Below are 22,297 nucleotides of genomic sequence, written 5' to 3'. Positions count from 1 at the left end.
GTTGCGGCGGGGCAAGCCCCGCCCTACCCGCTACCCTTTCCCCTTCACAGCCCCCGCGCCTGGAGCGCCGGCCGGGGGTCGGTGTGGTTTCGGCTCACGTCCATGGCCTCGGCGGGCTCCCCCAGGGCCAGGGCCAGGAGCTGGGTGAAGTAGAGCACCGGCAGACCCTTGAACCCCTGCTCACCCTTGGCCATCTCGCCCTGGCGCTCTTCGATGTTGAACTGGCAGAGCGGACAAGCGGTTACCAGCATCTCGGCGCCGCGGGCCCTGGCCGAGTCGATGATCTCGCGCGAGCACCGGGTGGCCATGGCGTCGGAGTGCACCACCTGGAAGGCGCCGCAGCACTCGGCCTTCATGGGGTAGTCCACGGGCTCGGCTCCGAGCGCTCGCAGGAGGTCCTCGAAGATCGAGGGGTTGTCCGGGTCGTCCATGGCCATCTCGGCCTTGGGCCGCAGGAGCAGGCACCCGTAAAACGGCGCTACCTTGAGACCGGCCAGGGGTTTTTCCACCTTGGCAGCCAAATTCTCGAAGCCGACCTCGTCGCGCAACACTTCCAGGTAGTGGATGACGTCCAGGTCGCCCCCGTAGGGCTCCTCGATGAAGTCCGTCACCTTGGCGCGGCGCTCGGGGTTGGTCTTCATCACGTGGTTGGTGCGTTTCAAGACGTTGTGGCACACGGCGCACAGGGTGACGAGCTTCTCCCCGGCCTTCCGGCCCCGGGCCAGCACCCGGGTGGGGGAGGCGAGCGCCATGTCGTAGTCTTCCGCCAGGGGGAACGTCGCCCCACAGCACGTCCAGTAGGGCATCTCCTCGAGGGTAAAGCCGAGCTTCTCGCCCGCCCTCTTTCCCGCCTCGTCCAGGCTCTTGCCCTTCGTGTAGAGGGTGCAGCCGGGGAAGTACTGGTAGTTCATGGGAACCTCTGCGTGTTGCGCGTTGCGGGTTGGGGGTTGCGGGTTGATCTGTATCCATTCTCCAACGCGCAACAAACAACGAGCAACGCGCCAATATCTAACTCAACGACAAGAACTTCCGATACCCGCTGATGAACGCGATCTGGGGCGCCTTTTCAAGGTACTCCTTGGGAAACTTGCGGATCTCGATCTCGTTCTTTCCCTTGCGGAGCTGGAGCATCCGAATCGCCTCCATGATCCGCGCGAGATCCACCCCCTTGGGGCACACGCTCATGCACTGGAGGCAGGAGGCGCAAATCCACGGGGTGTTGGCGGCGAAGACCTTCTCGTCCATCCCGAGCTGTAGATAGCGGATCACCTGGTTGGGGAGCATGTCCATCTCGGGCGTAGCCGGGCACGCGGCGGAGCACTTGCCGCACTGGTAGCACCGGTACACGCTCTGGCAGGAGATCTCCTCCACCTTCTTGATCCGGTCGTTCCGAACCTTGTCCCCGTCGAGCTTCACGCGCATGTCGGTTCCCTTTTCCGGACGAAAAACCCATTTGACAGGATAACAGGGTGGGCAGGATGGAAGGCGCCAATTATACAACCACAGGATGATACAACCACAAAGACACGAAGACACCAAGAACTTCCAGTGCGCCAAAGGCGTCTCGTCTATTTACTTTCCAAGCCCACCCTCTGCGCCGTGATCCTCTTTGTGTCTTCGTGTCTTCGTGGTTAACGCGCCCCAAACCGAACAACGATTTCCATCCACCCCATCCTGCACATCCTGTCATCCTGTCCAAAACCCCGGCGTCCTCCGCCTACCCCGCCTTGGCGTATTTCTTCCGCCCTTCCGCGTACACGTCGCCGCCACGGCAGTCGATGAGGACCGTGGCGGGGAAGTCCACGACCTGGAGCCGCCGGATCGCCTCGGGGCCCAGGTCCTCGTAGGCCACGAGATCCGAGGCCACGATCCGCTGGGCGATGAGCGCGGCGGCGCCGCCCGTGGCGCCGAAGTACACCGCCTTGTGCTGCTTCATGGCCTCGACGACCTCGACGGAGCGCTTGCCCTTGCCGATCATGCCCTTGAGGCCGAGGCCAATGAGGACCGGGCTGTAGGGATCCATGCGGTACGAGGTCGTCGGCCCCGCAGAGCCGATGGGACGGCCGGGCGGCGCGGGGGTGGGACCGACGAAGTAGATCACCTGCCCCCGGAGGTCGAAGGGCAAAGGCTTCCCCTCCCGCACGAGCTCCACGAGCCGGGCGTGGGCCGCGTCGCGCGCCGTGTACACGGCTCCGGAGAGGAGCACCTGGTCGCCGGCGGAGAGCTTCTCCGCGTCGGCATCGGTCAGCGGAGTCGCGAGGCGGATCACAGCTCCACCTCCTTGTGTCGCGCCGAGTGGCACTGGATGTTCACGGCCACCGGGAGGCTCGCGATGTGGCAGGGGTGCACCTCCACGTGCACGTCGAGACTCGTGGTGGTACCCCCGAGGCCCGCCGGGCCGATCCCCAGCCGGTTCACGGCCGTGAGGAGCTCGTCCTCGAGCGCGGCGTAGTAGGGGTCGGGGTGACGCTGCCCCAGGGGCCGCAGGAGGGCGAGCTTCGATAGGTAGGCCGCCACCTCGAAGGTGCCCCCGATCCCGACGCCCACCACCGTGGGGGGGCAGGGGTTGGGGCCGGCCTGGCTCACCCGGTCGAGGACGAACCGTTTGACGCCTTCCACCCCGTCCGCCGGTCGGAGCATGGCGATGCCGCTCATGTTCTCGCTGCCCCCGCCCTTGGGGGCAAAGGTGAGCTTCACGTGCTCCCCGGGCACGAGTTTCACGTGGACGACCGCCGGCGTGTTGTCGCCCGTGTTCTTCCGGCGCAGGGGGTCGGCCACGATGGACTTTCGCAGGTACCCCTCCTGGTAGCCTCGGCGCACGCCGTCGTTCACCGCCTCGTAGAGGTCGCCCCCCGTAAGGTGCACGTCCTGCCCCAGCTCCACGAACACGACGGCGAAGCCGGTGTCCTGGCACAGGGGCAGCTTCTCCTCCCGGGCGATGCGGGCATTCTCCCGGAGCTGGTCGAGGATGTCGCGTCCGGTGGGGCTCTCCTCCGCCGCCTGGCAGCGGGCGAAGGCGTCGAGCACGTCCTGCCCCAGCTCGGTGTTGGCCTCCACCGCCATGCGGCGCAGGGCCTGGGAGATCTCTCGGACGTGGACTTCACGCATGGGACGCCCCAATGGGAGAAGCGCGGGGGGGAAGGCTGGCCGGATCGTACTCGCCGGCCCGAGACTTTAGCAAGAGTAAAAACCTACAGTCTAACTAAAAAAGAGGCGCCCCCGGGAACACCGGGCACCGTGCAACCCGTCGTTTGTTTTCCGCCCGCGCAGAGCCCTCTTCCGCCCCGGCTGCCGGCCCTCCCCTGCCCGCCTGCGCCCCGCCCGGGTTCTCTCCGGGGAAGGGGCGACGGCTGAACCAGTATAAAGGCGGTTGCCGGGGAGAGAAACCTTATAATTACTAATCTTTGCCATAAGAAATTTTGAAGCTGCACTCGCTTCGCAGAGCGGCCAGGAGCAGCTCCGTGAGGGGGCGCCTCGGGTGCCGGGTGCGCTCGTAGAGGCCCACGCGACGGCGGAGCTGGGGATCGCCCAGGGGGATCAGGGTGAACCGCTGGCGGGCCCGTTCCACCCGGGAAGCTCGAAAGGGCGCCACCGCCACCCCCAGGCCCTGCTCCACGAGGCTCAGCACCGCCTCCAGGGAGTCGAGCTCCATCACGTCCCGGGGGTGGATACCCCGGGCCATGAGGTGCCCCTCGATGAGCGCGCCGGTCCAGGCCGTCTTGTCGAAACGCACGTAGGGAAGCTGCTCGAAGAGGGCCCGGTCGTCTCCCGCCCCGGCGCTGCGCGGCCCCACTACGTAGAAGGGCTCTTCGTCGTAGGGGCGCCACGCGCATTGCGGGGGCAGGGCGTAGGGCGGCTCGCTGATCAGGGCTGCGTCGAGCTCCCCGCTCTCCACCCGGGGAGCCAGATGGTCCGAGATGCCAGACCGGATGCGGACCTGGAAGTCCTCGTGCTCCGCCTTCAGGCGGGCGAGCACCACGGGCACGGGGCCCGTAAGGGCGGTGGGAATGACCCCGAGCTCCAGCACCCCCCGCACCCCCCCGCCCGGGTCCAGCTCGCCCCGCAGGCCGTCGTAGAGGGCCAGGATCTCTTCGGCCCGCTCCAGGATCAGCCGCCCGGAAGGGTTGAGCTTCGTCCCCCGCCCGGTGCGGTCGAAGAGCTCGGCGCCGAGCTCCTCTTCGAGGGCCTTTACCTGGTGGCTCACCGCGGCCTGGGTAAGCCCGAGCTCCCCCGCGGCGGCCGAGAAGCTGCCCGTGCGCGCGATGACGATGAGGGTGCGCAGGGCGCGCAGGGACATGGGGCCGATCCTCCTGGGGCTCACCGGCGCAGGGAGGCGGGCTGCCAGCCTCCGGCGAGAAAAAAGGGCGGCCCGAACGGGCCGCCCTCAAAACTCCCTCGGGAGCGCGAGCGCCTACTTCTTGTGACAGTCGGCGCACTTGAGCTTGTTGGCGCCTTCGTCGAAGTGGCAGGACCGGCAGGCGCCCTTCTCCCGGCCGTGCATGGCGTCCTGGAGCTTGGAGACGCCGTCCTTGCCCTCCACGGTGTGGCAGGTGCTGCACTTGGGGTCGTCCAGGCCCTTGTGGTGGCACTGGTCGCACTTCATGTCCTTGTGCTTGGCGTGGTCGAAGGGTACGGGCTCCTTCTTCGCACCGGGGCTGCTCACGTTGATGACGCCGCCCGGCGCATCCTTGGCAACGGCGATGCCGAGGCCCACACCGGCGCAAAACAGGACAGCTGTGGCGATGATGATGACTTTCTTCATTGCTGTTCTACCTCCCTTTCTGTTGGTTTGCCCCACTCTGTTGGCGTTGTTTCTCTTTCCCACCCAAATCCATTGCTCCCTGGCCGGGACAGCGAGGCTGGTATACCATCGGCCCCCCACCAGGGTCAAGCTTTCACCCCGATTTCGAGCCCAATTTTCCCCGGCGGCGCTCCTGGAGCCTGCGGGCGAGCGCCGGGCCCCCGAGGGCCGGGATCCGACGCGCCAGCGCCGCGTTCCTCACGATCGAGCCAGGGCCTTTCGGCCGATGTCCGTCCGGTAGTGGGCTCCCGGCCACGAGACGGCACCCACGGCGGTGTAGGCCCGCTCGATCGCCTGGCCGATGTCGTTTCCCAGGGCCGTGACCCCCAGCACCCTGCCGCCGCTCGTCACGATCCGGCCGTTGGACCGCCGCGTGCCCGCGTGGAAGACCGCCGTGTCCGGCAGCCGGCTCGCCTTCTCGAGCCCCCGGATTTCGACTCCCTTGGGGTAGGCGCCGGGATACCCTTCGGAGGCCATGACCACGCACACCGCCGCCCGGGGGTCCCACTCGAGCGTGACGTGCTCGAGCCGCCCGTCGATGCAGGCCTCCAGCACGGGAAGCAGGTCCCCCTGCATCCGCATGACGATGGGCTGGCACTCGGGGTCGCCGAAGCGGCAGTTGAACTCCAGCACCTGGAGCTGCCCGTCTCGAACCATGAGTCCCCCGTAGAGGACCCCGACGTAGGGGGTGCCCTGGGCGGCCATTCCCTCCACCATGGGGCGCATCACGCTATCCACCGCGGCCTCGAAGAGCTCCGGGCTCAGGACCGGGGCCGGACTGTAGGCACCCATGCCGCCCGTGTTGGGTCCCTGATCCCCGTCGAAGACCGCCTTGTGGTCCTGGGTCGACGCCATGGGAAGCACGGTGGTCCCGTCGCAGAACGCGAGGAAGCTCGCCTCCTCGCCCTCCAGGAACTCCTCTACCACCACCGTCCGGCCGGCGTCGCCGAAGACGCCCTCCACCAGGATGGCCTCCACCCCCCGAAGGGCCTCCTCCACCGTGTGCGCGACGATGACGCCCTTGCCCGCGGCCAGTCCGTCGGCCTTCACCACCAGGGGCGCTCCCTTTTCCCGCACGTAGGCCCGCGCCGAGTCGGCGTCGGTGAACTCCCGGTAGTCCCCGGTCGGCACGCCGAACTCCCGCATCTTGGCCTTGGCGAAAGCCTTGGAGCCCTCCAGCCGCGCGGCCGCCGCACTCGGCCCGAAGACCCGGAGCCCCCGGGCCCGGAAGCGGTCCACGATCCCCGCCACCAGGGGGGCCTCGGGGCCCACCACGGTGAGGCCGATCTTCTCCGCTTCCGCAAACGCCAGGAGCCCCTCGACGTTTTCGGCCTCGATCCCCACGTTGTGGGCCAGCTCTTCGGTCCCCGCGTTGCCGGGGGCCGCATAGATGCGGGTCACCCGAGGGCTCTGGGCGAGCTTCCACACCAGGGCGTGCTCCCGGCCCCCGCCCCCCACGACGAGGACGTTCATGCGCCCCTCCCCCGGAGCCAGCCGCTGATGGCGGCATCGTACTGGGAGGTGCGGCCGAACGCCTTCACCGCGAGCTCGAAGCGCAGCTCGGGGCTCGTCTCACCCCCCAGGCGGTCGAGCTCGGTGAGGATGCGGGGGTAGTCCGAGGGGTCTACCACCACGGTCACGTACCCGTGGTTCTTGGCCGAAGCCCGGATCATGCAGGGCCCGCCGATGTCGATCTGCTCCACCGCCTCCTCCAGGCTGCACCCGGCCTGGGAGACGGTCTGCTCGAAGGGGTAGAGGTTGACCGCCACCAGGTCGATGGGCTCGATCCCGTGGGCCTTCATCTGGGCGGCGTGCTCGGGCACGTCGCGCAACCCCAGGATGCCGCCGTGGATCTTGGGGTGGAGGGTCTTGACCCGCCCGTCGAGCATCTCGGGAAAGCCCGTGTAGGAGCTCACCTCGACCACGGGGACCCCGGCCTCCCGCAAGAGGCGCGCCGTGCCTCCCGTGGAGAGGATCTCCACGTTTCGCTCGGCGAGGCCCCGGGCAAAGTCCACCACGCCCTCCTTGTCCGAAACGCTCACGATGGCCCTGCGCACCTTCGCCATTGATGCCTCCACAACGGGGGGGACGGCCGGCACGACGCCGCCCCGCGCCTATCGCACCGCGCTCGCCGCGGGGCTCAAGAGAAACTTGAGATCGTCGTCCAGGAAGCGCAGGCCGCCGCCCACGAAGTAGTCGGCCCGGCCCTTGTCGTCGATGAAGTCGTCGAAGCCCGCCGTGAGGAAGAGATTTCGCAGCAGGGTCCACCGCGCTGCGAGCTTGAGGTGCGGCGGGCCCTCGTCCCGAGCAAAGTCGAAGGCCTCGAAGGTGAGGCGCAGTCGATCCGCGAAGAGGTCCACGTCGGCCCCAACCCCCCCGGCAGACTCCAGGATGCCGCCCCGCACCGTGAGGAAAGAGAAACGCTTTCCCACCTGCGCCGAGAACTTGAGTTGGTCGCGGGTGACCGTCTCTTCCTCTCGCACCGTTCGCGTGCCGCCTTCGTCGGTGATGACGCGCTCGGTTACCTCGGTCTCCCGGTGGCCCCGGGGATCGTCGACCAGTCCCACGTAGTAGAAGCGATCCTGGCGGGGGCGGATCTCCAGGCCGAAGGTACTCTTGGTCTCTCCCAGCTTGCCCAGGTACTCCCCGGTGTAGCCCAGCTCGAACTGGAACCGGTTGGCGCCCGCCACGAAGTCCGTGATGCCCTCCAGCGTCTGATTCAGGTTGCTGTGGACGCTCTCTTCGTTGACGAGCTTCCCCAGGGTGCCCTCGCCCCGGTCGATCTTGTCGGTGATGCGGCGCAGGTTTCCCAGGCCCTCGGCGAGTTCGGCATAGGCCGCGTCGTCCGTGAGGAGCTTGCCCAGCGTCCCCTCCCCCCGCTCCAGGCGCCCGAGCACGCTGCGCACGTCTCCGAGGGTATCCTGCAGGTCCCGGTGGAGGGCGTCGTCGTGGATGAGACGGCCCAGGGTCCCCTCGGGGCTGTTGGCCGCCGCCACAAGGGAATCCACCGAAGTCAAGGTGTCGGCCAACCGGGCCGACGCATCGCGCAGGTTTTCCACACCGGCCCGCAAGGCGGCGCGATTCTCGGCCACCACAGCGCCCAGCTCTGCGGTCAGACCCTCCAGATTGCGGGCGATCGCCGGCGTCTGCTCCGCCAGGGTACGGGTGAAATCGCGCGTATGGGCAAGGCTTTCGTCGATGTTGGCCCGGTTGGCGGCAACGAGCTCCCTCAGGTCGCCCGTGAGCCCGGCCGCGTTCTCCAAAGAAGCCCGCAGGGCCTCGCGGTTCTCGGCCACGACCTCGCGCAGCGCCACCGCGGTGTCTCGCAGACCGGACAGGAGCTCTCGCAGGCTCTCCTCCCCCTCCGGAGTTCCCAGCACGTTGGCCAGCCGCTCGGTGACGCGCTTGATGTCGCCCGCCACGCCGTTCAAGTTGGTCACGAGCTGGTCGAGGTCGCCAGGAGGAGCGCCCGCAGTCATGGCGGCGCCCTCCGCGAGAACCTTGGAGCTCCTCCCCGGCTGGATCTCCACATACTTCTCCCCCAGGACTCCCTGGGTGCGCACGTTGCCGGTGCTGTCGGCCGGCAGCTCCACGTCGCCCCGCAGGCGCAGGATGAGCTGAGCGCGGCCGTTGCGCAGGCGGATGTCCTCGACCCGCCCCACCGGGATGCCGGCCACCAGGACCTCGCCCTCCTTGGCCAGGCCCACGGCGTTGTCGAGATCGAGGGTCACCATATAGCCGCCCCCGGGGCCGAAACCGATCTTGCCCACCTTGAACGACATGTACACGAGCAGGAGCAGGCCCGCGAGGACCAGCAACCCAACCTTGGCTTCGGGCGACATGCGCTTCACGGCGGTCCTTACTGGATCCGGATCGGACCCTCGGCGCTGCCCTGCAAGAACTGCACGAGGAACGGATTGGAATTGGCCCGGATCTCGTCGGGGGTGCCGTAGGCGATGATCCGGCCCTCGTAGAGCATGGCGATGTAGTGCGCAATCTGGAACGTGGCCCGGATGTCGTGGCTGATCACCACGTAGGTGCGGCCCGATTCCTTCTGGGTCTCCAGGATCAGCCGGTCGATGGCGTCGGCCATGATGGGGTCGAGCCCCGAGGTAGGCTCGTCGAAGAGCACGATCTCGGGCTCCCGGATGAGCGCCCGAGCAAGGCCCACCCGCTTGCGCATGCCGCCCGAGAGCTCCGAGGGCATCTTCTCTTCGATCCCCGGCAACCCCACGACCCGGAGCATCTCCGCCACCCGGGCCCTGATCTCTTCGTCGCCGAGCTTGGTGTGCTCCACGAGGGGAAACGCCACGTTCTCGCCCACCGTCATGGAATCGAAGAGCGCTCCCTCCTGGAAGAGCATCCCGAAGCGCTTGCGCACCCGGCTCATCTCGCGCTTGCCCAGGGTCAGCACGTCCTCCCCGTCCACCAGAAGTTTGCCCCGGTCGGGGCGGATCAGCCCAACCATGTGCTTGATGGTCACGCTCTTGCCCCCCCCGCTGCGCCCGATGATCACCGTGGTGCGGCCCCGGACGATCCGGAGGTTGAGTCCGTCCAGCACCTTCTGGTTGCGAAACGACTTGTGGACGTCCACGAACTCCACGATGGCCGGTTCCATCAGAACATCATGGCGGTGAGGAAGTAGTCGTTGATGAGGATGAGCACCGACGAGAGCACCACCGCCTCGGTGGTGGCCTGGCCCACGCCCTGGGCGCCTCCCCGCGCGTTGTACCCCTTGTAGCAGCCGATCGACGCCAGGATCAACCCGAAGCACGCGGCCTTCACGAGCCCGTTGTAGATGTCGGAGAGCTCCACGTACTTGACGGTATTGGAGATGTAGATGCCGGAGTTGATCCCCAGGAGGTTCACGCCGACGAAATACCCGCCCAACACCCCGACGAAATCGCTGATGATCGTGAGCACCGGGAGCATGACGAATGCGGCGAGGATCCGGGGGACGACCAGGTAACGCACCGGATCCACGGCCATCACGAAGAGCCCGTCGATCTGCTCCGTCACCCGCATGGTGCCGAGCTCCGCGGCCATGGCCGAGCCCGCCCGGGCCGTGACCATGAGGCCCGTGAGCACGGGTCCGAGCTCCCGGGCCATGGAGAGGGCCACCGTGGTTCCCACCAGGCCCTCGGCGCCGAACTTCCGAAAGCCGTAATAGCTTTGCAGGGCGAGCACCATCCCGGTAAAGGTGCCCGTGAGGATCACCACCGAGAGGGAACGCACTCCCACGAACTCCATCTGCCGGAACAGGAGGCGCCAGCGCAGGGGAGGCGTAAAACACGTGACCGCGGTCTCGAACAGGAACAGGAAGACGCGGCCGACCTCCTCGATCCGCGCGATCACGATCCGGCCGAACAGCTCGAGAAGTGCCGTCATTCCCGTCCCATGCCCTCCCACCGCGCCGCCGCGGGGCCCGGGCCGAAATCGAGGGCCCCTGCTGCACTACTTCTGCTGTTGCGGGACGAGGACCCAGCGGTCGCCCTGGTGCCGCCAGGTCATCCACATCTCGGAGCGCTGGGGAACCACCGAGTTGCGCTCGAAGAGCGTCCGGTTGACCTTCACCTTGGCCATGACCCCGTCTGGCTGGGGAAAGAGCTGATGGCTGACGACGTCGGCGCTCTCGATGCGGTAGCGGGCCACCAGGCCCCACAGGTCGTCCTGGAACGCCTTGCGCTGTTCCGGCAGCACGTAGCCCGACGCCTGCTCGACGTTGCGTTCTCGCAGAAGTCGGTGGTACTCGGCCACGTCGCGCAGGAGGTCGCGGGTCATCTGCCGCTCCTCCCGCGGGTCCAGCACCGAAGCCGGCGACGCAGGCACGCTCACTCCCGGAGCTGGCGCGGGCGCGGGCGCGGGCACGGGCGCGGGCCCCGGGGCCGGCGCCGTCGCACACCCCGCAAGGCCCAGAGCCAGAACCGCTGCCAGCGGCAGGGTCGTCTGATCTCGTCTCCCAAACCTCCCGTGACCCATTGCCACCCTCCTCGCCCCGAAATGTGACGCCGACCTCGCGGCAAACCTCGCACCGCTCCCCTGCCGCTGCAACGGCCGGGACCGAAGGCTGCGATCATAGTCAAGCCGGGAGAGGGGTTTCAAGGCGAAACGGGCCCCAACCCCAAACCGCCCGCCGGCGGTCTGAGGCGCAGCCCCGCTGCCGATCCGGCATTCCCCCACGAAAGAGGGGGTCCCTCCACAGGGACCCCCCTCGCAACGCGCCCGCCGGGCCCTCAGACCCGCTCTCTGGCGATGCCCCGCAAGCGATCCTTGATCTGGCGGAACTCGCCCACCTCGATCGGTATCGCCACCTTCAGGAGCAGGGTATAGACCATCAAGCCGACGGCCCAGATGCCCAAGGTAATCAACACCTCGGGGGTCGTCGGCCAGTAGGACCAGATTTCCCCGAGGGGAGAAGGGACGAAGCCCGGCAGGATGAGGCCCGGCCCCTTCTCGATCCACACGCCGATGAACGTGAGCACGCACGCCAGGTTCAGGGTAACGAAGTTCTCCCGTGTCTTGGGCACGAGGAAGAGCACGAAGGCCGTGACGTTGAACACGACCGCCGTCCAGATGATCGGCACCAGGTCGTTGTGGCCGTGAAGGCCCTGGAAGAGGTACTGCATGGGCGCCATGTGGACCGTGCCCCCGTAGTATTCCTTGAAGAGCTCGGCAATCAGCAGAAAGAGGTTGATGCCCATTGCATAGGCCACGATCTCGCCCAGCTTGAAGATGGCCCGGTCCTGGATCTTGATGGCCGTATTCCTGCGGATGATCTGGAACGCCAGGATGATGAAGCTCGGTCCCGAGCAGAAGGCCGAAGCCAGGAACCGGGGCGCGAGGATCGAGGCGTTCCAGAACGGGCGGCTCGGGAAGCCGTTGTAGAGGAAGGCCGTCACCGTGTGAATCGAGACGGCCGCGGGGATGGACAAGATGATGAGGGGCCAGAGAATCTTGTAGTTCGGCTCCCGATCCTGGTAGGCGTTGTAGAGGATGTACACCGGCACCACCAGGTTGATGGCGAGATAGACGTTGAGGACCACCACGTCCCAGGCCAGCATCGAGATGGGGAAGTTCAAGATCCCCCACCCCGGGATCAGGTGCCAGAAGCGCTCCGGATGCCCCAGGTCGAAGGTGACGAACATGAGGCACATGGCGATGGCTGCCACCGCCAGGAGCTCGCCCAGGAGGACGATCTCCTTGATCGGCCCCCACTTGTAGATGTAGGCGGGGATCACCAGGAGCACCGCGGCAGCCGCCACGCCCACCAGGAACGTGAAGTTGGCGATGTAGAGCCCCCAGCTCACCGGGTCGCGCATGCCGGTAACGAACAGCCCCTGGTCGAGCTGGTACACCCAGGCCCCCAATCCCACCAGGGCGACCGCTGCCAGGGACGCCATCCAAGCGTAATACTTGCGGCCCCCCCGGAAGACGAGCACCAAGGTCCCGACGAAAAACTCCACCAGAGTATTCATCGCGCGCACCTCTAGCCGAAGAAATAGAAGAACTTGGGCTCTGTGAGGAGTTCCTCCTTGATCCGGAAGACCCTCTTGTTCTCCAGGATGTAGCGGATTTCCGACTTGGGATCGAGGAGGTTGCCGAACTTGCGGGCTCCCACCGGACACGCCTCGACGCAAGCCGGGTAACGCCCCTCGCGGCTACGCTGGATGCAGAAGGTGCACTTCTCCACCGTGCCCCGCATCCGGGGCCGGTTGCCCAGGTAGTGGGTCTCGGGATTGAGCTCGCTGGAGGGGATGACGGGGTCCTGCCAGTTGAAATTGCGGCCCTCGTAGGGGCACGCCGCCATGCAGTACCGGCAGCCGATGCACCAGTTGTAGTCGACGACCACGAGCCCGTCGGGCTCCGTCCATGTGGCCTTTACGGGGCAGGCCTTCACGCAGGGAGCGTTTCGGCAGTGTAGACACTGCACCGGCATGTAGTAGTAGCCGTCCTCGGGAACTTCCTTCGGATCGTAGTACCGGTCGGACCGCTCGAAGTCCATCACACCGTCCTCGAACCGGAGAACCTTGATGTAGTGGATCTGTTCCCCCTCGCGGGGAAGGTTGTTCTCCCGAACGCACCCATAGACGCACCGCCGGCACCCGACGCACTTGTTCAGGTCCAGGGCGTAGGCAAAGAGCACGTCCTCCCGCGGTCCCGTATCCTTGACCGTCACCTTCCTGCCGTACTTCGCGCTGTACTTCTCCTCCAGCCGGCGCAGGGCGGCCGCCTTTTCCTCTGGGGACATGAGCAGGTAGTTCTTCTGGAAGTACTCCGCCCAGGAGGAATAGCCGAGAAACCCTCGCCCACCCTGGGCCAGAGCCGGAGCAGGAACACTCGCCGCCACCGCTCCGGCCGCGAGGCCTTTTAGGAACTTGCGCCGGCTCGCCTGCCGGGCATCGACCGTCGTCACCTGCCTCTTGCTCTCGGACATCGATATCCTCTCCTTCGCACCAATCCGCGCGCCCGCCGATGATTCCCGCCGCTGCTGCGTCTCGGAACACGCCCTGCGCAGCCGGTTGACCCGCGGCCCTTCGGAGCCGCTCCCTCCGGACCCTCGCGACTCGCCTCTGGGCCCGGACCTCCCTCAACTCTGCCCCGGGGTGGCCCCCTTGAAGAATCCGCTCTCTTGAGTCCCCTCGCCCGCGATGGAAGAGGGGCCCTGGGTGAGGGGGAACGCGCTGCGCTTCATCCCTCGGGGCGGTCGAAGCTCGTGGGCAAACTCAGTGGCCCCCCGCCCCCTGCCCTTCCCTTCGAGCCGGGAGGGTCTGCGAGCCCGGAACCTGGGGGGGAGGCTCCGGCTGGCGGTCGGAGGTCCCGGTCCAAGCAGGGTCGGCCCGCAGCACGTACCGGGGGGAGTGCGGGTCGTGGCAGTGGGCACACAGCAAGTACTGCTTCTCCCCGTCCCACCGCCCTGTGCGCTTGCCGTGGATTCCCGCCCTCCAGTCCCGGTACTTGTCGCCGTGGCACTGGCCACATAGCCGGTAGGACTCGCCAAAGTCGAGGCGTTCTCCGCTTTGCAGGTGGAGCTTGTCCCGATCCCGTGCGTCGTGGCAGTCGAGGCACCAGCGGAACTGCTCGGCGTGATCGAAGACGATGTCGGTGTGTTCGTCCGTGAGCTGCCGGGGAGTGGGGTCGGTGGAGAGGTCGGCGTGGCACTGGGAGCAGGGGTAGTAATCCTCGCTCAACGGCGGCGGCGGCACGGCGAACTCCTGGGCCGCGTCGGTCTCAGGCTCCCAGGCGACCACACACGCGCAGACGGCGGCGAGAACCCAGACTCGTCTCATGACTGGTCTTCCTCCTCGGCTTCCGGGATGGTCGAAGCACGTCGGCGAGCGCGGTGGCAGGCTGGCCGAGGGAAACCACCGTTTGGCGCTCCCAGCGGGCCGCCTTACCCGTGCGGGCCGAAGGCGGCGATCTTAAGAGAGGCCCCCCGCGCTGTCAAGGTGTTTCAAACGGCGCAACACCGGGCTCAAACGTGTGTCACCAGGCAAAAGCCAAGTGCCGGATAGAAATTCGGTTCCGAGAGCAAGCGGCTGGGGCTGCACCGAGAGGCCCGGGGGCGGCGGCTGTTTCTCTGTGTTCCACTCGTTCCAACGCCCAGCCCCTACTCCCGCTTCTTCTTGGGCCGCTGGTTGGCAGCGAGAACCCGTTTGCGAACTCGGATCTGGGTCGGCGTGACCTCCACGAGCTCGTCGCCGTCGATCCACTCCAGGGCGTGCTCCAGGGTCATCTCCCGGGGCGGGACCAGGCGCAGGGCTTCATCGGCTCCCGACGCCCGCATGTTGGTCAGCTTCTTTTCGCGAATCACGTTGACGTCGAGGTCGTTTTCCCGGCTGTTCTCCCCCACGATCATCCCTTCGTAGGTCTCCACCCCGGGCCCCACGAAGAGGATGCCCCGAGGTTGGAGGTGGAACAGGGCGTAGGTCGTGGTCCGCCCCCCCCGGTCGGCCACCAGCGCCCCCGTGGTGCGGCCGGGCACGCTCCCCTGCCACGGTTCGTACCCGTCGAAGAGGTGGTTCAAGATTCCCGTGCCCCGAGTATCGGTGAGGAACTCGGAGCGGAACCCGATCAACCCCCGCGAGGGAATGCGAAACTCCATCCGCACGCGGCCGTGACCCGGATTGGTCATCTTGAGCATGCGCCCCCGCCGGGTGCCGAGCTTCTGGGTGACGACGCCGACGAACTCGTCCGGGCAGTCCACCACGACCAACTCCATGGGCTCGTGCACGGTGCCGCCGATGTCCTTGGTAAGGATTTCGGGTTTGGACACGCTCAGCTCGTATCCCTCCCGGCGCATGGTCTCGATGAGGACCGCCAGTTGCAGCTCCCCCCGGCCCATCACCTGGAAGGCGTCGGGCTGGGAGAGGTCCACGCCGATCCCCACGTTGTGCAGGGCTTCCTTCTCCAGCCGGCCTCGGATCTGCCGGGAGGTGACATAGTCCCCTTCGCGTCCGCCGAAGGGAGAGGTATTGACCGAAAAGACCATCGCCAGGGTGGGCTCGTCCACGACGATGCGTCGCATGGGAGTCGGACGGTCCAGGTGGACCAGGGTGTCCCCGATGGAAACCTCCTCCAGGCCCGCCACGGCCACGATATCGCCCGCGACGGCCTCCTCCACGTCCACCCGTTTGAGCCCCTCGTGGGTGTAGACCGTGCTCACCTTGACGGGCACCACCCCGTCACGGGTCGCCAGGCCCAGTCCTCCCCCTACCCTCAGTCGGCCGTTGAAGATCCGCCCCACGGCCAGCCGCCCCAGGTAGTCGCTGTAGTCGAGGTTCGTCACGAGGAACTGGAGGGGCGCTTCCGGGTCTCCCTTGGGGGCCGGAAGAGACGTGACGATCTCCTCGAAGAGGGGGCGCAGATTCGAGGACTCGTCGCCCAGGGAGCGCCGGGCGATCCCCTTGCGGGCGTCGGTGTAGAAGACGGGGAAGTCGAGCTGGTCTTCGGTGGCGTCCAGATCGATGAAGAGGTCGTAGACTTCGTTCAGGACCTCGGCGGCGCGGGCATCGGACCGGTCGATCTTGTTGATGATCAGAATCGGGGCGAGGCCCATCTCCAGGGCCTTCTTGAGCACGAAGCGGGTCTGGGGCAGGGGCCCTTCCGCGGCGTCCACCAGCAGGAGCACCCCGTCCACCATGCGCAGCGTCCGCTCCACCTCGCCCCCGAAGTCGGCGTGTCCGGGGGTATCGACGATGTTGATCTTCACGTCGCCGTAACGGACGGAGGTGTTCTTCGCCAGGATGGTGATCCCCCGCTCCCGCTCCAGGGCGTTGGAGTCCATGATTCGTTCCTGCACCTTCTGGTTCTCGCGAAAGGTGCCGCTCTGCCAAAGCATGGCGTCCACCAGGGTGGTCTTTCCGTGATCCACGTGGGCGATGATCGCGATGTTGCGAAAGGGGAGGCCGGCCATGAAGTCCTCGTGAAGGTGGAGCGGGGGGAAGCCGGCCTTTGTACCACAATCGGCGAGCGCGCGACACAGGAAACGCCGTCCTCGATCCACCGCCTGGGTGGTAAGCGGGGTCCGGGAGCCCCTGCGCTCCGCCCCGCAATCCGCGGCAATTGGAGGAGGGGTCCCTCGCGCAACCGGTGCGCCTGGCCTCACCGGTTTCCATGGACTGCGGCGGATCAGTCGATGCGGTACGGGACCACGCTCCGGGGCTCCCGGACCCCGCCCCTAGATTAGGCGGTGGATTCTGGCCGTTGCGTACCACGCTCACGAAAGGGATGACGCTCGGCACATCGGATTTGCGGGGAGTCCGCCGGGCCTGCCCTTTCCAGTTCGCGCGGATCGCGCGGCGCAGCGGAGGGGCTCCCGAGCCCTGCTCTCCATCGAGGCGTTAGATCCAGGCGATGGCGGCGCCTTGACCCAAACCCCCGCGTCCCGCATGCTAACCGGGTTCGCCTTCGCCTGCCGGCGGGCCCGGGGTCCGGCGGCGCTCCCGTAGGGCCCTCCCCGGGACGCGGCGAGGGAAAGGGAACCGAAGCGCTTGGAGGACCCGCGACGTGACGAATCCCACGCTGCGCCGCTGGATCCGCAAATACTTCTCGCACCCCGAGGCAGTCATCCTTGCTGTCTTGCTGGTATTGGGGTTCGCCGTGGTGCTGCTCCTGGGGCGGATGCTCGCCCCGGTGCTCGCCAGCGTGGTCATCGCCTATCTGCTCGAGGCGCCGGTGGCCTTTCTGGTGCGCCACAGGATTCCCCGGCTGCCGGCCGTCCTCTTCGTCTTCTCGATCTTTCTCGCGTTCCTGCTGTTTCTCACCCTGGGTCTCGCACCGCTGCTGTCGCAGCAGATCACCCAACTCGTGCAGGAACTCCCCAACATGATCGCCAGGGGCCAGCGCGCCCTGCTCCTTCTCCCGGAGCGCTACCCCAACTTCGTGACCGAGGCCCAGGTCGCCGAACTCTTTGCCGGGGTGCGCGCGAACGTCACCCGTCTCGGGCAGACCCTCCTCTCGGTCTCCCTGGCCTCCCTCTCCCACCTCTTCACCACGATCGTGTACCTGGTACTCCTGCCGGTGCTGGTCTTCTTCTTCCTCAAGGACAAGGACCAGATCCTGGGCTGGCTGGTGAACTACCTCCCCCAGGAGCGCGGGATCGCCACCCGAATCTGGAAGGAGATGGACCTGCAGATCGGGAACTACGTGCGGGGAAAGTTTGCGGAGATCCTGATCGTGGGGGTTGTGACTTACGCGGCATTCGGGGTGTTCGGGCTGAACTACGCGATGCTCCTGGGAGCGCTGGTGGGGCTCTCGGTCATCGTGCCCTACGTGGGCGCCGTGGCGGTCACCGTGCCGGTGCTCCTGATCGCCTTCTTCCAATGGGGGTGGAGCGCAAACCTGGGATACCTGACCGCCACCTACCTGGTGATCCAGGCCCTCGACGCCAACCTCCTGGTGCCGTGGCTCTTTTCGGAGGCGGTCAACCTCCATCCCATCGCCATCATCGTCGCCGTGCTCTTCTTCGGCGGGGTGTGGGGCCTTTGGGGCGTCTTCTTCGCGATCCCCCTGGCCACCCTCGTCAAGGCCGTCATCAGCGCGTGGCCCCGGTCGCTCCCGGCTCCTCCTCCAGACACCCCCGCCGCCGCAGCCTGACCGTCAAGTTCCTTCGAGGACGCACCACCTCCCTGCCGCCCTTTCCTCCAAGAACCCGCAGCTCCTGGATCAGGAAGAAGTTGAGGACCGTGCGGATGCCCACGATGGCCGCGAGTTTCCCGATCTCTTCCCAACCTGGGGAAATGGCCGTAAGCAGGACGTCGGCCCCGATCAGAAACTCGAGGCTGAGCGAGAGCATGTGCCCGAGCTCGTTTCGCGCCTCCACCAGCGCACGGTGGGTGCGCTTGCGCAGGAGGCCCTTGCGCACGAACGTGTGGACGGCTTGGGCGAATCCCAGGATGATGAAGAAGACGGCGAAGGCTTCCGCCGTAAGGGCCACATGCTCCGCCACGGTGCGCAAGGCCTCCTCCACCTCTCACCTCCCCTTCTTCCGTTTGGGGTTTGCCCGGCCCACGCTGGGGTGCCGCCTGTCTTCGCGCAGCTTCAACGAGAAAAAGGCCGGAGCCGCTCGCGCGGGTCCGGCCTGGGAACTTCGACCTCCCGAAGCGGTCAGGCGGGACGCACGTTGGACGCCTGGGCGCCCTTGGGCCCCTGGGTCACGTCGAACTCCACCGTCTGCCCTTCGGCCAGGGTCTTGAACCCCTCACCCTGGATGGCGCTGAAGTGGACGAACACGTCCGGTCCGCTCTCCTGGGAGATGAATCCGTAGCCTTTCTGGTCGTTGAACCACTTTACCGTACCCCTTGCCATGACTCACACCTCCTTTCCTCTCGAACGCTGGGCCCTTCCGACCCCCGTGGTGCACTGGCGATGGTTCGAAAGCCCCAGAAGGAAAGGACGCGCCCTGCCGTTCTGTACTTCTCAGCCATCGGAGTGTCGCCTGGCTCGCGCTCCCTCCCGCGAGACGATGGAAGGAGCTCCCCGGTCGTGGGGCGCTGCCCTGCCCGCCAGCCCCGTAAGGGGCTGGGCCACCCCCGCCGACCCCGGGCCAGACCGTAAACCGTTCCGTCCACGAGCGTCAAGAGGTTTTCCCGCCGGCAGGGTAAATCCCGTCGGACTTCACCGATCGGGGAGACCCACGGGTGCCCCAAACTTTCTTCTCAACTCTTCACCGGTCCGTCCCGATACAGGGGGTGTCGGACACAGCGGTGGGGAGACCGGTGTCTCCCGTCCCACTGCCTGCCAACCCCTCGACCTCGGATGGATGCCGATGGGAAGTGTCTCTCGGTTGTTCGGGCGCTGGTTTTCGGGCAAGGGTCCCGAACCCGAGCGCCCCCGTCCCGTGTCGGAGCCCCTCGGAGCGGGTGCCTCCCCTGCTGCGCCCGCGGTCCCCGCCCAGCCATCCCCCTGGGGCGAGACCCAACGCCGGAACCAGGACCCCAGCGCGCTGGAGGGCCACGCGGGTCCCCCGGCTGGGATCGATGTGGAGCGTTCGGCAGGCGAGCCGGCATCGGGATCCGGTCAGGCCTGGGACGGGGAAGCTTCGCCTGCGGTCGGGGCGTTCGTGGACAGCTTCTTCGACGATCTGGACGCCCCCGCCACCTCTTCCCTCGACCCGGCCGGGGTGCTCGAACCGGCCGCTGCCGCGCAGGAGGGCTCCTCTCTGGAGTCCGAATCGCCCGAGACCCGGGAGATGTTCGGAGCCATCGCGGCCACCTATGTGCGCCCGGTACGACAGTTCCTGACCCGTCTCCAGAACGGTCCGGTATCGACCGAGTGGCTCGAGATCTGTCTGCCCGCGGTGGCCATGGTGGGGCGCTCCGCCCGCCTGATGGGGTTCACCAGCCTGCTTCCTTCCCTCGATGGCTTCGAATCCCTCCTCCGGGAAGCCGGCGGCAACGAGGCCGTGGTGGACGGTGCCAACCGCCAGGCCATTCTCGCAGCCTTCGCCGAGCTCTCATCGGCCCTGCCCGAGGCCTTCGCCTTCCAGGAAGGAGAGGACCAGCGGGACACCGTGATCGTCCACTGCCTGCTCCGCCAGATCCCCGACGTGGGGAAGGTCACCCTGGACAAGATCTTCGGCGCCGGCGTGACCACGGTGGAGATGCTGGAGCGCGCCAACCCCGGCGACCTCACCCAGACCACGGGGGTCTCCTCGCGGCTCTCCGAGCGGATCTGCCACGCGGTAGCCGAGTACTGCGTCGAGCGCGACGCGCGTCAGGGCTTCGACTCCCCCGCCCTGTGGATGGAAACCTTGGAGCCGCTCCTGGCGGGCCTCGCGGCCCACCACGCCGGATTCGCAGAGCAGTTGGGACACGGAGCCCAGGACGCCGAAGCGCGCCGCACCCACAGGAAGGCCCGGGAGACGGCGTCTCTGCGACTCTCGGTTCTCCTGGCCGAGATGGGCGAAGTACATCTGGTGGACGAGCTCCAGAAGCTCTCCTTCGAAAACCGCATCCAGCGACTGCGGGCGTTCGCAGCCGCCCTGGCCGGACACGGCCCCCAGGGGCCGAGCGGACCGGCCTGAACCTCAGCTGAGGGAGTGAGCCACGATGGCGGAGTTCTCACGGGACGACCTGCTCAAGAGGGTCAAGGAAGGCCAGAGCTTCGAGCGGGCCGACCTGCGCGAGATCGACCTGGAGGGCGCTTCTCTTCCGGGGGCCGAGCTGGCGCGGGCTGACCTCACCGGGGCCAATCTCGCTCGAGCCGACCTCAAGGGCGCCGTGCTCGCCAACGCCTGTCTGCGGGAGGCTTTCCTCGAGGGCGCCGATCTCGAGGGAGCCAACCTCCGCAACGCGGACCTGGACGGCGCAAATCTCACGGGCGCCAACCTGCGGGGGGCGGATCTCAGCCGCGCCAACCTGGAAGGGGCGAACCTGGAGGGCGCCAAGCTCGAGAAGGCGCGCCTGCAAAACGCCCTTCTCGCCGACGCCAACCTCGGAAAGGCCGAGCTGTTGCGGGTGAACCTGCGTTCGGCCGACCTGGCCGACGCCTACCTGGGGGGGGCCAAGCTCGAAGGCGCCGACCTGCGCAGGGCCGCCCTCGACAGCACCAACCTGGAGGAGGCGGATCTCAGCGACGCAGACCTGCGGGAGTGCGACTTCTCCTCGACCCTGTTGGAGGGGGCGATCCTCAACGGGGCCAAGGTCTGGGGGATCCGAGCCGATCGGGCGAGCCTTGCCCAGACCCTGGTCGAGTGGTGGGACGTCAGCCGCGCCGCCGACGGCTCGCTCCGGGAAGACGGGGCCCGGATCGGGGCCTTTCTGGAGCCGGAGGCCGCGCCCGCTGCCCCGGCAGCGGCGATGCCCGCGCCCGGAGCCGTCCCGGCACCCGGTGCACCGGCCACCCGGTTCTTCGGCGAAGGCGACGTCTTGAAGAACGCGGAGCTCGAGTTCAGCGAGGGCTCGGTGGTCGAGGTGCAGGGGCGCTTCGAGAACTGCCGGATCGTGCTGGGCGACGACGCCCGGCTCACCATCGGTCCCACGGGTGTCCTGCGGGACTGCCGGGTGGAGGGGCGGGGTGTGGTGCTCGTCCACGGCCAGATGCTCAACGACTCCGGCAAGGCCCTGACGATCCCCAAGGTTTTCTTCGTCGGCGCCACCGGCACGGCCGTGGGCACGATTCAGCAGCCCCCGGGGCTGACCCGTTTCGGTTTCGAGCCCGGGTGTTGCCTGCGGCTCCAGATCACCCGATAGCCTCTTCGCACCCATTTCTCGAGCCCCGTGCAGACGGGCGGAGGAACCATGGAACCCAAGACCGCGCGCGAATCCACCATTGCCCAGGGAACCTCCGTAAAGGGAGTCGTCACGAGCGACTGCCCCGTCACCGTGAGCGGCGCCGTGGACGGGGAGTTCACCGCGCCAGCGCTGGTAGTGACCGACTCGGGCACCGTGAACGGCAAGATCAAGGTGGAGGACCTGAAGTCGAGCGGCGAGATCGCCGGCGACATCGACGCCGGAACCCTCCAGCTCTCGGGCCGGGTGCGCGACCACACCGCCATCCGCGCCAAGACCCTGGAAGTAAAGCTCGCCAGCGGCGGCTCGGACAAGCTGCACCTGGTCTTCGGGGCGGCGACCCTGGAGGTGGGGCCCGCGCCCGCCGGCGTCAAGAAGCCGGGTCCGCAGGAAAAGCTGGGAGACAAGCCGGCGGAGAAGCCGGCAGGGTAGAGGGTCGTCCTCGGGGGGACGAAACGGACACCGAGACCCCCGGCCCTCGACGGGCCGGGGGATCACCGGGTGCGCTGGGCTACCTCTCGCGCCAGACTGCGACAGTCCCGTGCTCCTGCGCTCCGGGGGTCGTCTCGCAGCCCACTTCTCACCAGAACTCACCGGCAGCCGAACCCTTCGCGCGGGGGCCCCCGAAGAAGAGGCTCTGTTTCGACCCGTGTGGGTTCGTATAGCGGCTGAGAGCTCGGGAATACGGCCGTTTCACCCGTAGGGGGGGGCCCCGGGCGGGCCCCCCCCGGGCCCCCCCCCCCCCCAACGGGGGCCCCCCGGGGGG

At 67.4% G+C, this 22,297-nt stretch carries 21 protein-coding genes and 1 pseudogene; 4 read left to right on the top strand and 18 right to left on the bottom strand.

The window, feature by feature from the left end; all coding sequences use genetic code 11:
- Positions 1-44: 44 nt before the first annotated feature.
- The 16 genes and pseudogenes from AB1578_11785 to typA form a co-directional block, all read right to left on the bottom strand.
- Positions 45-911 carry a CoB--CoM heterodisulfide reductase iron-sulfur subunit B family protein gene (locus AB1578_11785; GenBank protein ID MEW6488577.1) on the bottom strand — a complete coding sequence of 289 codons (867 nt, stop codon included), beginning with the start codon at positions 909-911 and terminating at the stop codon, positions 45-47.
- Between the two features lie 97 nt (positions 912-1,008).
- On the bottom strand, positions 1,009-1,422 hold the full coding sequence (locus AB1578_11780) for a 4Fe-4S dicluster domain-containing protein (protein ID MEW6488576.1): 414 nt from the start codon (positions 1,420-1,422) through the stop codon (positions 1,009-1,011).
- A 295-nt stretch (positions 1,423-1,717) separates the two neighbouring features.
- Entirely contained in the window at positions 1,718-2,269 is a 552-nt protein-coding gene (locus AB1578_11775) for a Fe-S-containing hydro-lyase (protein ID MEW6488575.1), read from the bottom strand.
- Positions 2,266-3,108, bottom strand: coding sequence for a fumarate hydratase (locus tag AB1578_11770; GenBank protein ID MEW6488574.1), 843 nt, complete (start codon positions 3,106-3,108; stop codon positions 2,266-2,268). Before AB1578_11770 ends, AB1578_11775 begins: the two co-directional genes overlap by 4 nt.
- A 289-nt stretch (positions 3,109-3,397) precedes the next feature.
- Entirely contained in the window at positions 3,398-4,297 is a 900-nt protein-coding gene (locus AB1578_11765; GenBank protein MEW6488573.1) for a LysR family transcriptional regulator, read from the bottom strand.
- Between the two features lie 114 nt (positions 4,298-4,411).
- Entirely contained in the window at positions 4,412-4,762 is a 351-nt protein-coding gene (locus AB1578_11760; GenBank protein MEW6488572.1) for a cytochrome c3 family protein, read from the bottom strand.
- Between the two features lie 237 nt (positions 4,763-4,999).
- Complete coding sequence (gene purD / locus AB1578_11755) at positions 5,000-6,274, bottom strand: phosphoribosylamine--glycine ligase (protein MEW6488571.1); 1,275 nt, start codon at positions 6,272-6,274, stop codon at positions 5,000-5,002.
- 14 nt (positions 6,275-6,288) lie between these two features.
- Positions 6,289-6,867 (bottom strand): annotated as a pseudogene (purH, locus tag AB1578_11750) (bifunctional phosphoribosylaminoimidazolecarboxamide formyltransferase/IMP cyclohydrolase).
- A gap of 48 nt (positions 6,868-6,915) precedes the next feature.
- Positions 6,916-8,643, bottom strand: coding sequence for an MlaD family protein (locus AB1578_11745; GenBank protein ID MEW6488570.1), 1,728 nt, complete (start codon positions 8,641-8,643; stop codon positions 6,916-6,918).
- 17 nt (positions 8,644-8,660) lie between these two features.
- Positions 8,661-9,419 (bottom strand): ABC transporter ATP-binding protein, encoded by a 759-nt coding sequence (locus AB1578_11740; protein ID MEW6488569.1) that lies wholly within the window; start codon positions 9,417-9,419, stop codon positions 8,661-8,663.
- The gene (locus AB1578_11735; protein ID MEW6488568.1) at positions 9,419-10,189 is read right to left on the bottom strand and encodes an ABC transporter permease; all 771 of its coding nucleotides are present in this window, start codon (positions 10,187-10,189) and stop codon (positions 9,419-9,421) included. Before AB1578_11735 ends, AB1578_11740 begins: the two co-directional genes overlap by 1 nt.
- 66 nt (positions 10,190-10,255) lie before the next feature.
- Complete coding sequence (locus tag AB1578_11730; GenBank protein ID MEW6488567.1) at positions 10,256-10,582, bottom strand: hypothetical protein; 327 nt, start codon at positions 10,580-10,582, stop codon at positions 10,256-10,258.
- Between the two features lie 452 nt (positions 10,583-11,034).
- Complete coding sequence (gene dsrP, locus AB1578_11725; protein MEW6488566.1) at positions 11,035-12,276, bottom strand: sulfate reduction electron transfer complex DsrMKJOP subunit DsrP; 1,242 nt, start codon at positions 12,274-12,276, stop codon at positions 11,035-11,037.
- Positions 12,277-12,287: 11 nt separating this feature from the next.
- A complete protein-coding gene (locus tag AB1578_11720) occupies positions 12,288-13,235 on the bottom strand; it encodes a 4Fe-4S dicluster domain-containing protein (protein MEW6488565.1) in 948 nt (315 codons plus the stop codon).
- 289 nt (positions 13,236-13,524) lie between these two features.
- Positions 13,525-14,088, bottom strand: a complete 564-nt coding sequence (locus tag AB1578_11715) for a hypothetical protein (GenBank protein ID MEW6488564.1) — start codon at positions 14,086-14,088, stop codon at positions 13,525-13,527.
- 320 nt (positions 14,089-14,408) lie between these two features.
- The gene (gene typA, locus AB1578_11710) at positions 14,409-16,214 is read right to left on the bottom strand and encodes a translational GTPase TypA (protein ID MEW6488563.1); all 1,806 of its coding nucleotides are present in this window, start codon (positions 16,212-16,214) and stop codon (positions 14,409-14,411) included.
- 593 nt (positions 16,215-16,807) lie between these two features.
- Here typA and AB1578_11705 point away from each other — a divergent pair.
- Positions 16,808-17,896, top strand: coding sequence for an AI-2E family transporter (locus AB1578_11705; protein MEW6488562.1), 1,089 nt, complete (start codon positions 16,808-16,810; stop codon positions 17,894-17,896).
- On the opposite strand, the gene AB1578_11700 is transcribed toward AB1578_11705, so the two are convergent.
- Together AB1578_11700 and AB1578_11695 are read right to left on the bottom strand one after the other, a co-directional pair.
- Complete coding sequence (locus tag AB1578_11700; GenBank protein MEW6488561.1) at positions 17,835-18,269, bottom strand: DUF1622 domain-containing protein; 435 nt, start codon at positions 18,267-18,269, stop codon at positions 17,835-17,837. The genes AB1578_11705 and AB1578_11700 overlap by 62 nt on opposite strands.
- 137 nt (positions 18,270-18,406) lie before the next feature.
- Entirely contained in the window at positions 18,407-18,607 is a 201-nt protein-coding gene (locus AB1578_11695; protein ID MEW6488560.1) for a cold-shock protein, read from the bottom strand.
- A 754-nt stretch (positions 18,608-19,361) separates the two neighbouring features.
- Here AB1578_11695 and AB1578_11690 point away from each other — a divergent pair.
- The 3 genes from AB1578_11690 to AB1578_11680 are packed head-to-tail and all read left to right on the top strand — an operon-like array spanning position 19,362 to position 21,963.
- Positions 19,362-20,324, top strand: coding sequence for a helix-hairpin-helix domain-containing protein (locus AB1578_11690; GenBank protein MEW6488559.1), 963 nt, complete (start codon positions 19,362-19,364; stop codon positions 20,322-20,324).
- 25 nt (positions 20,325-20,349) lie between these two features.
- Positions 20,350-21,492, top strand: coding sequence for a pentapeptide repeat-containing protein (locus AB1578_11685; GenBank protein ID MEW6488558.1), 1,143 nt, complete (start codon positions 20,350-20,352; stop codon positions 21,490-21,492).
- Positions 21,493-21,540: 48 nt separating this feature from the next.
- Positions 21,541-21,963, top strand: coding sequence for a polymer-forming cytoskeletal protein (locus AB1578_11680; protein MEW6488557.1), 423 nt, complete (start codon positions 21,541-21,543; stop codon positions 21,961-21,963).
- Positions 21,964-22,297 lie beyond the last annotated feature (334 nt).

The organism is Thermodesulfobacteriota bacterium (genome assembly GCA_040756475.1).
Classification (GTDB): Bacteria; Desulfobacterota; Deferrisomatia; order Deferrisomatales; family JACRMM01; genus JBFLZB01.
This window is presented reverse-complemented; position numbering and strand designations above follow the sequence as displayed.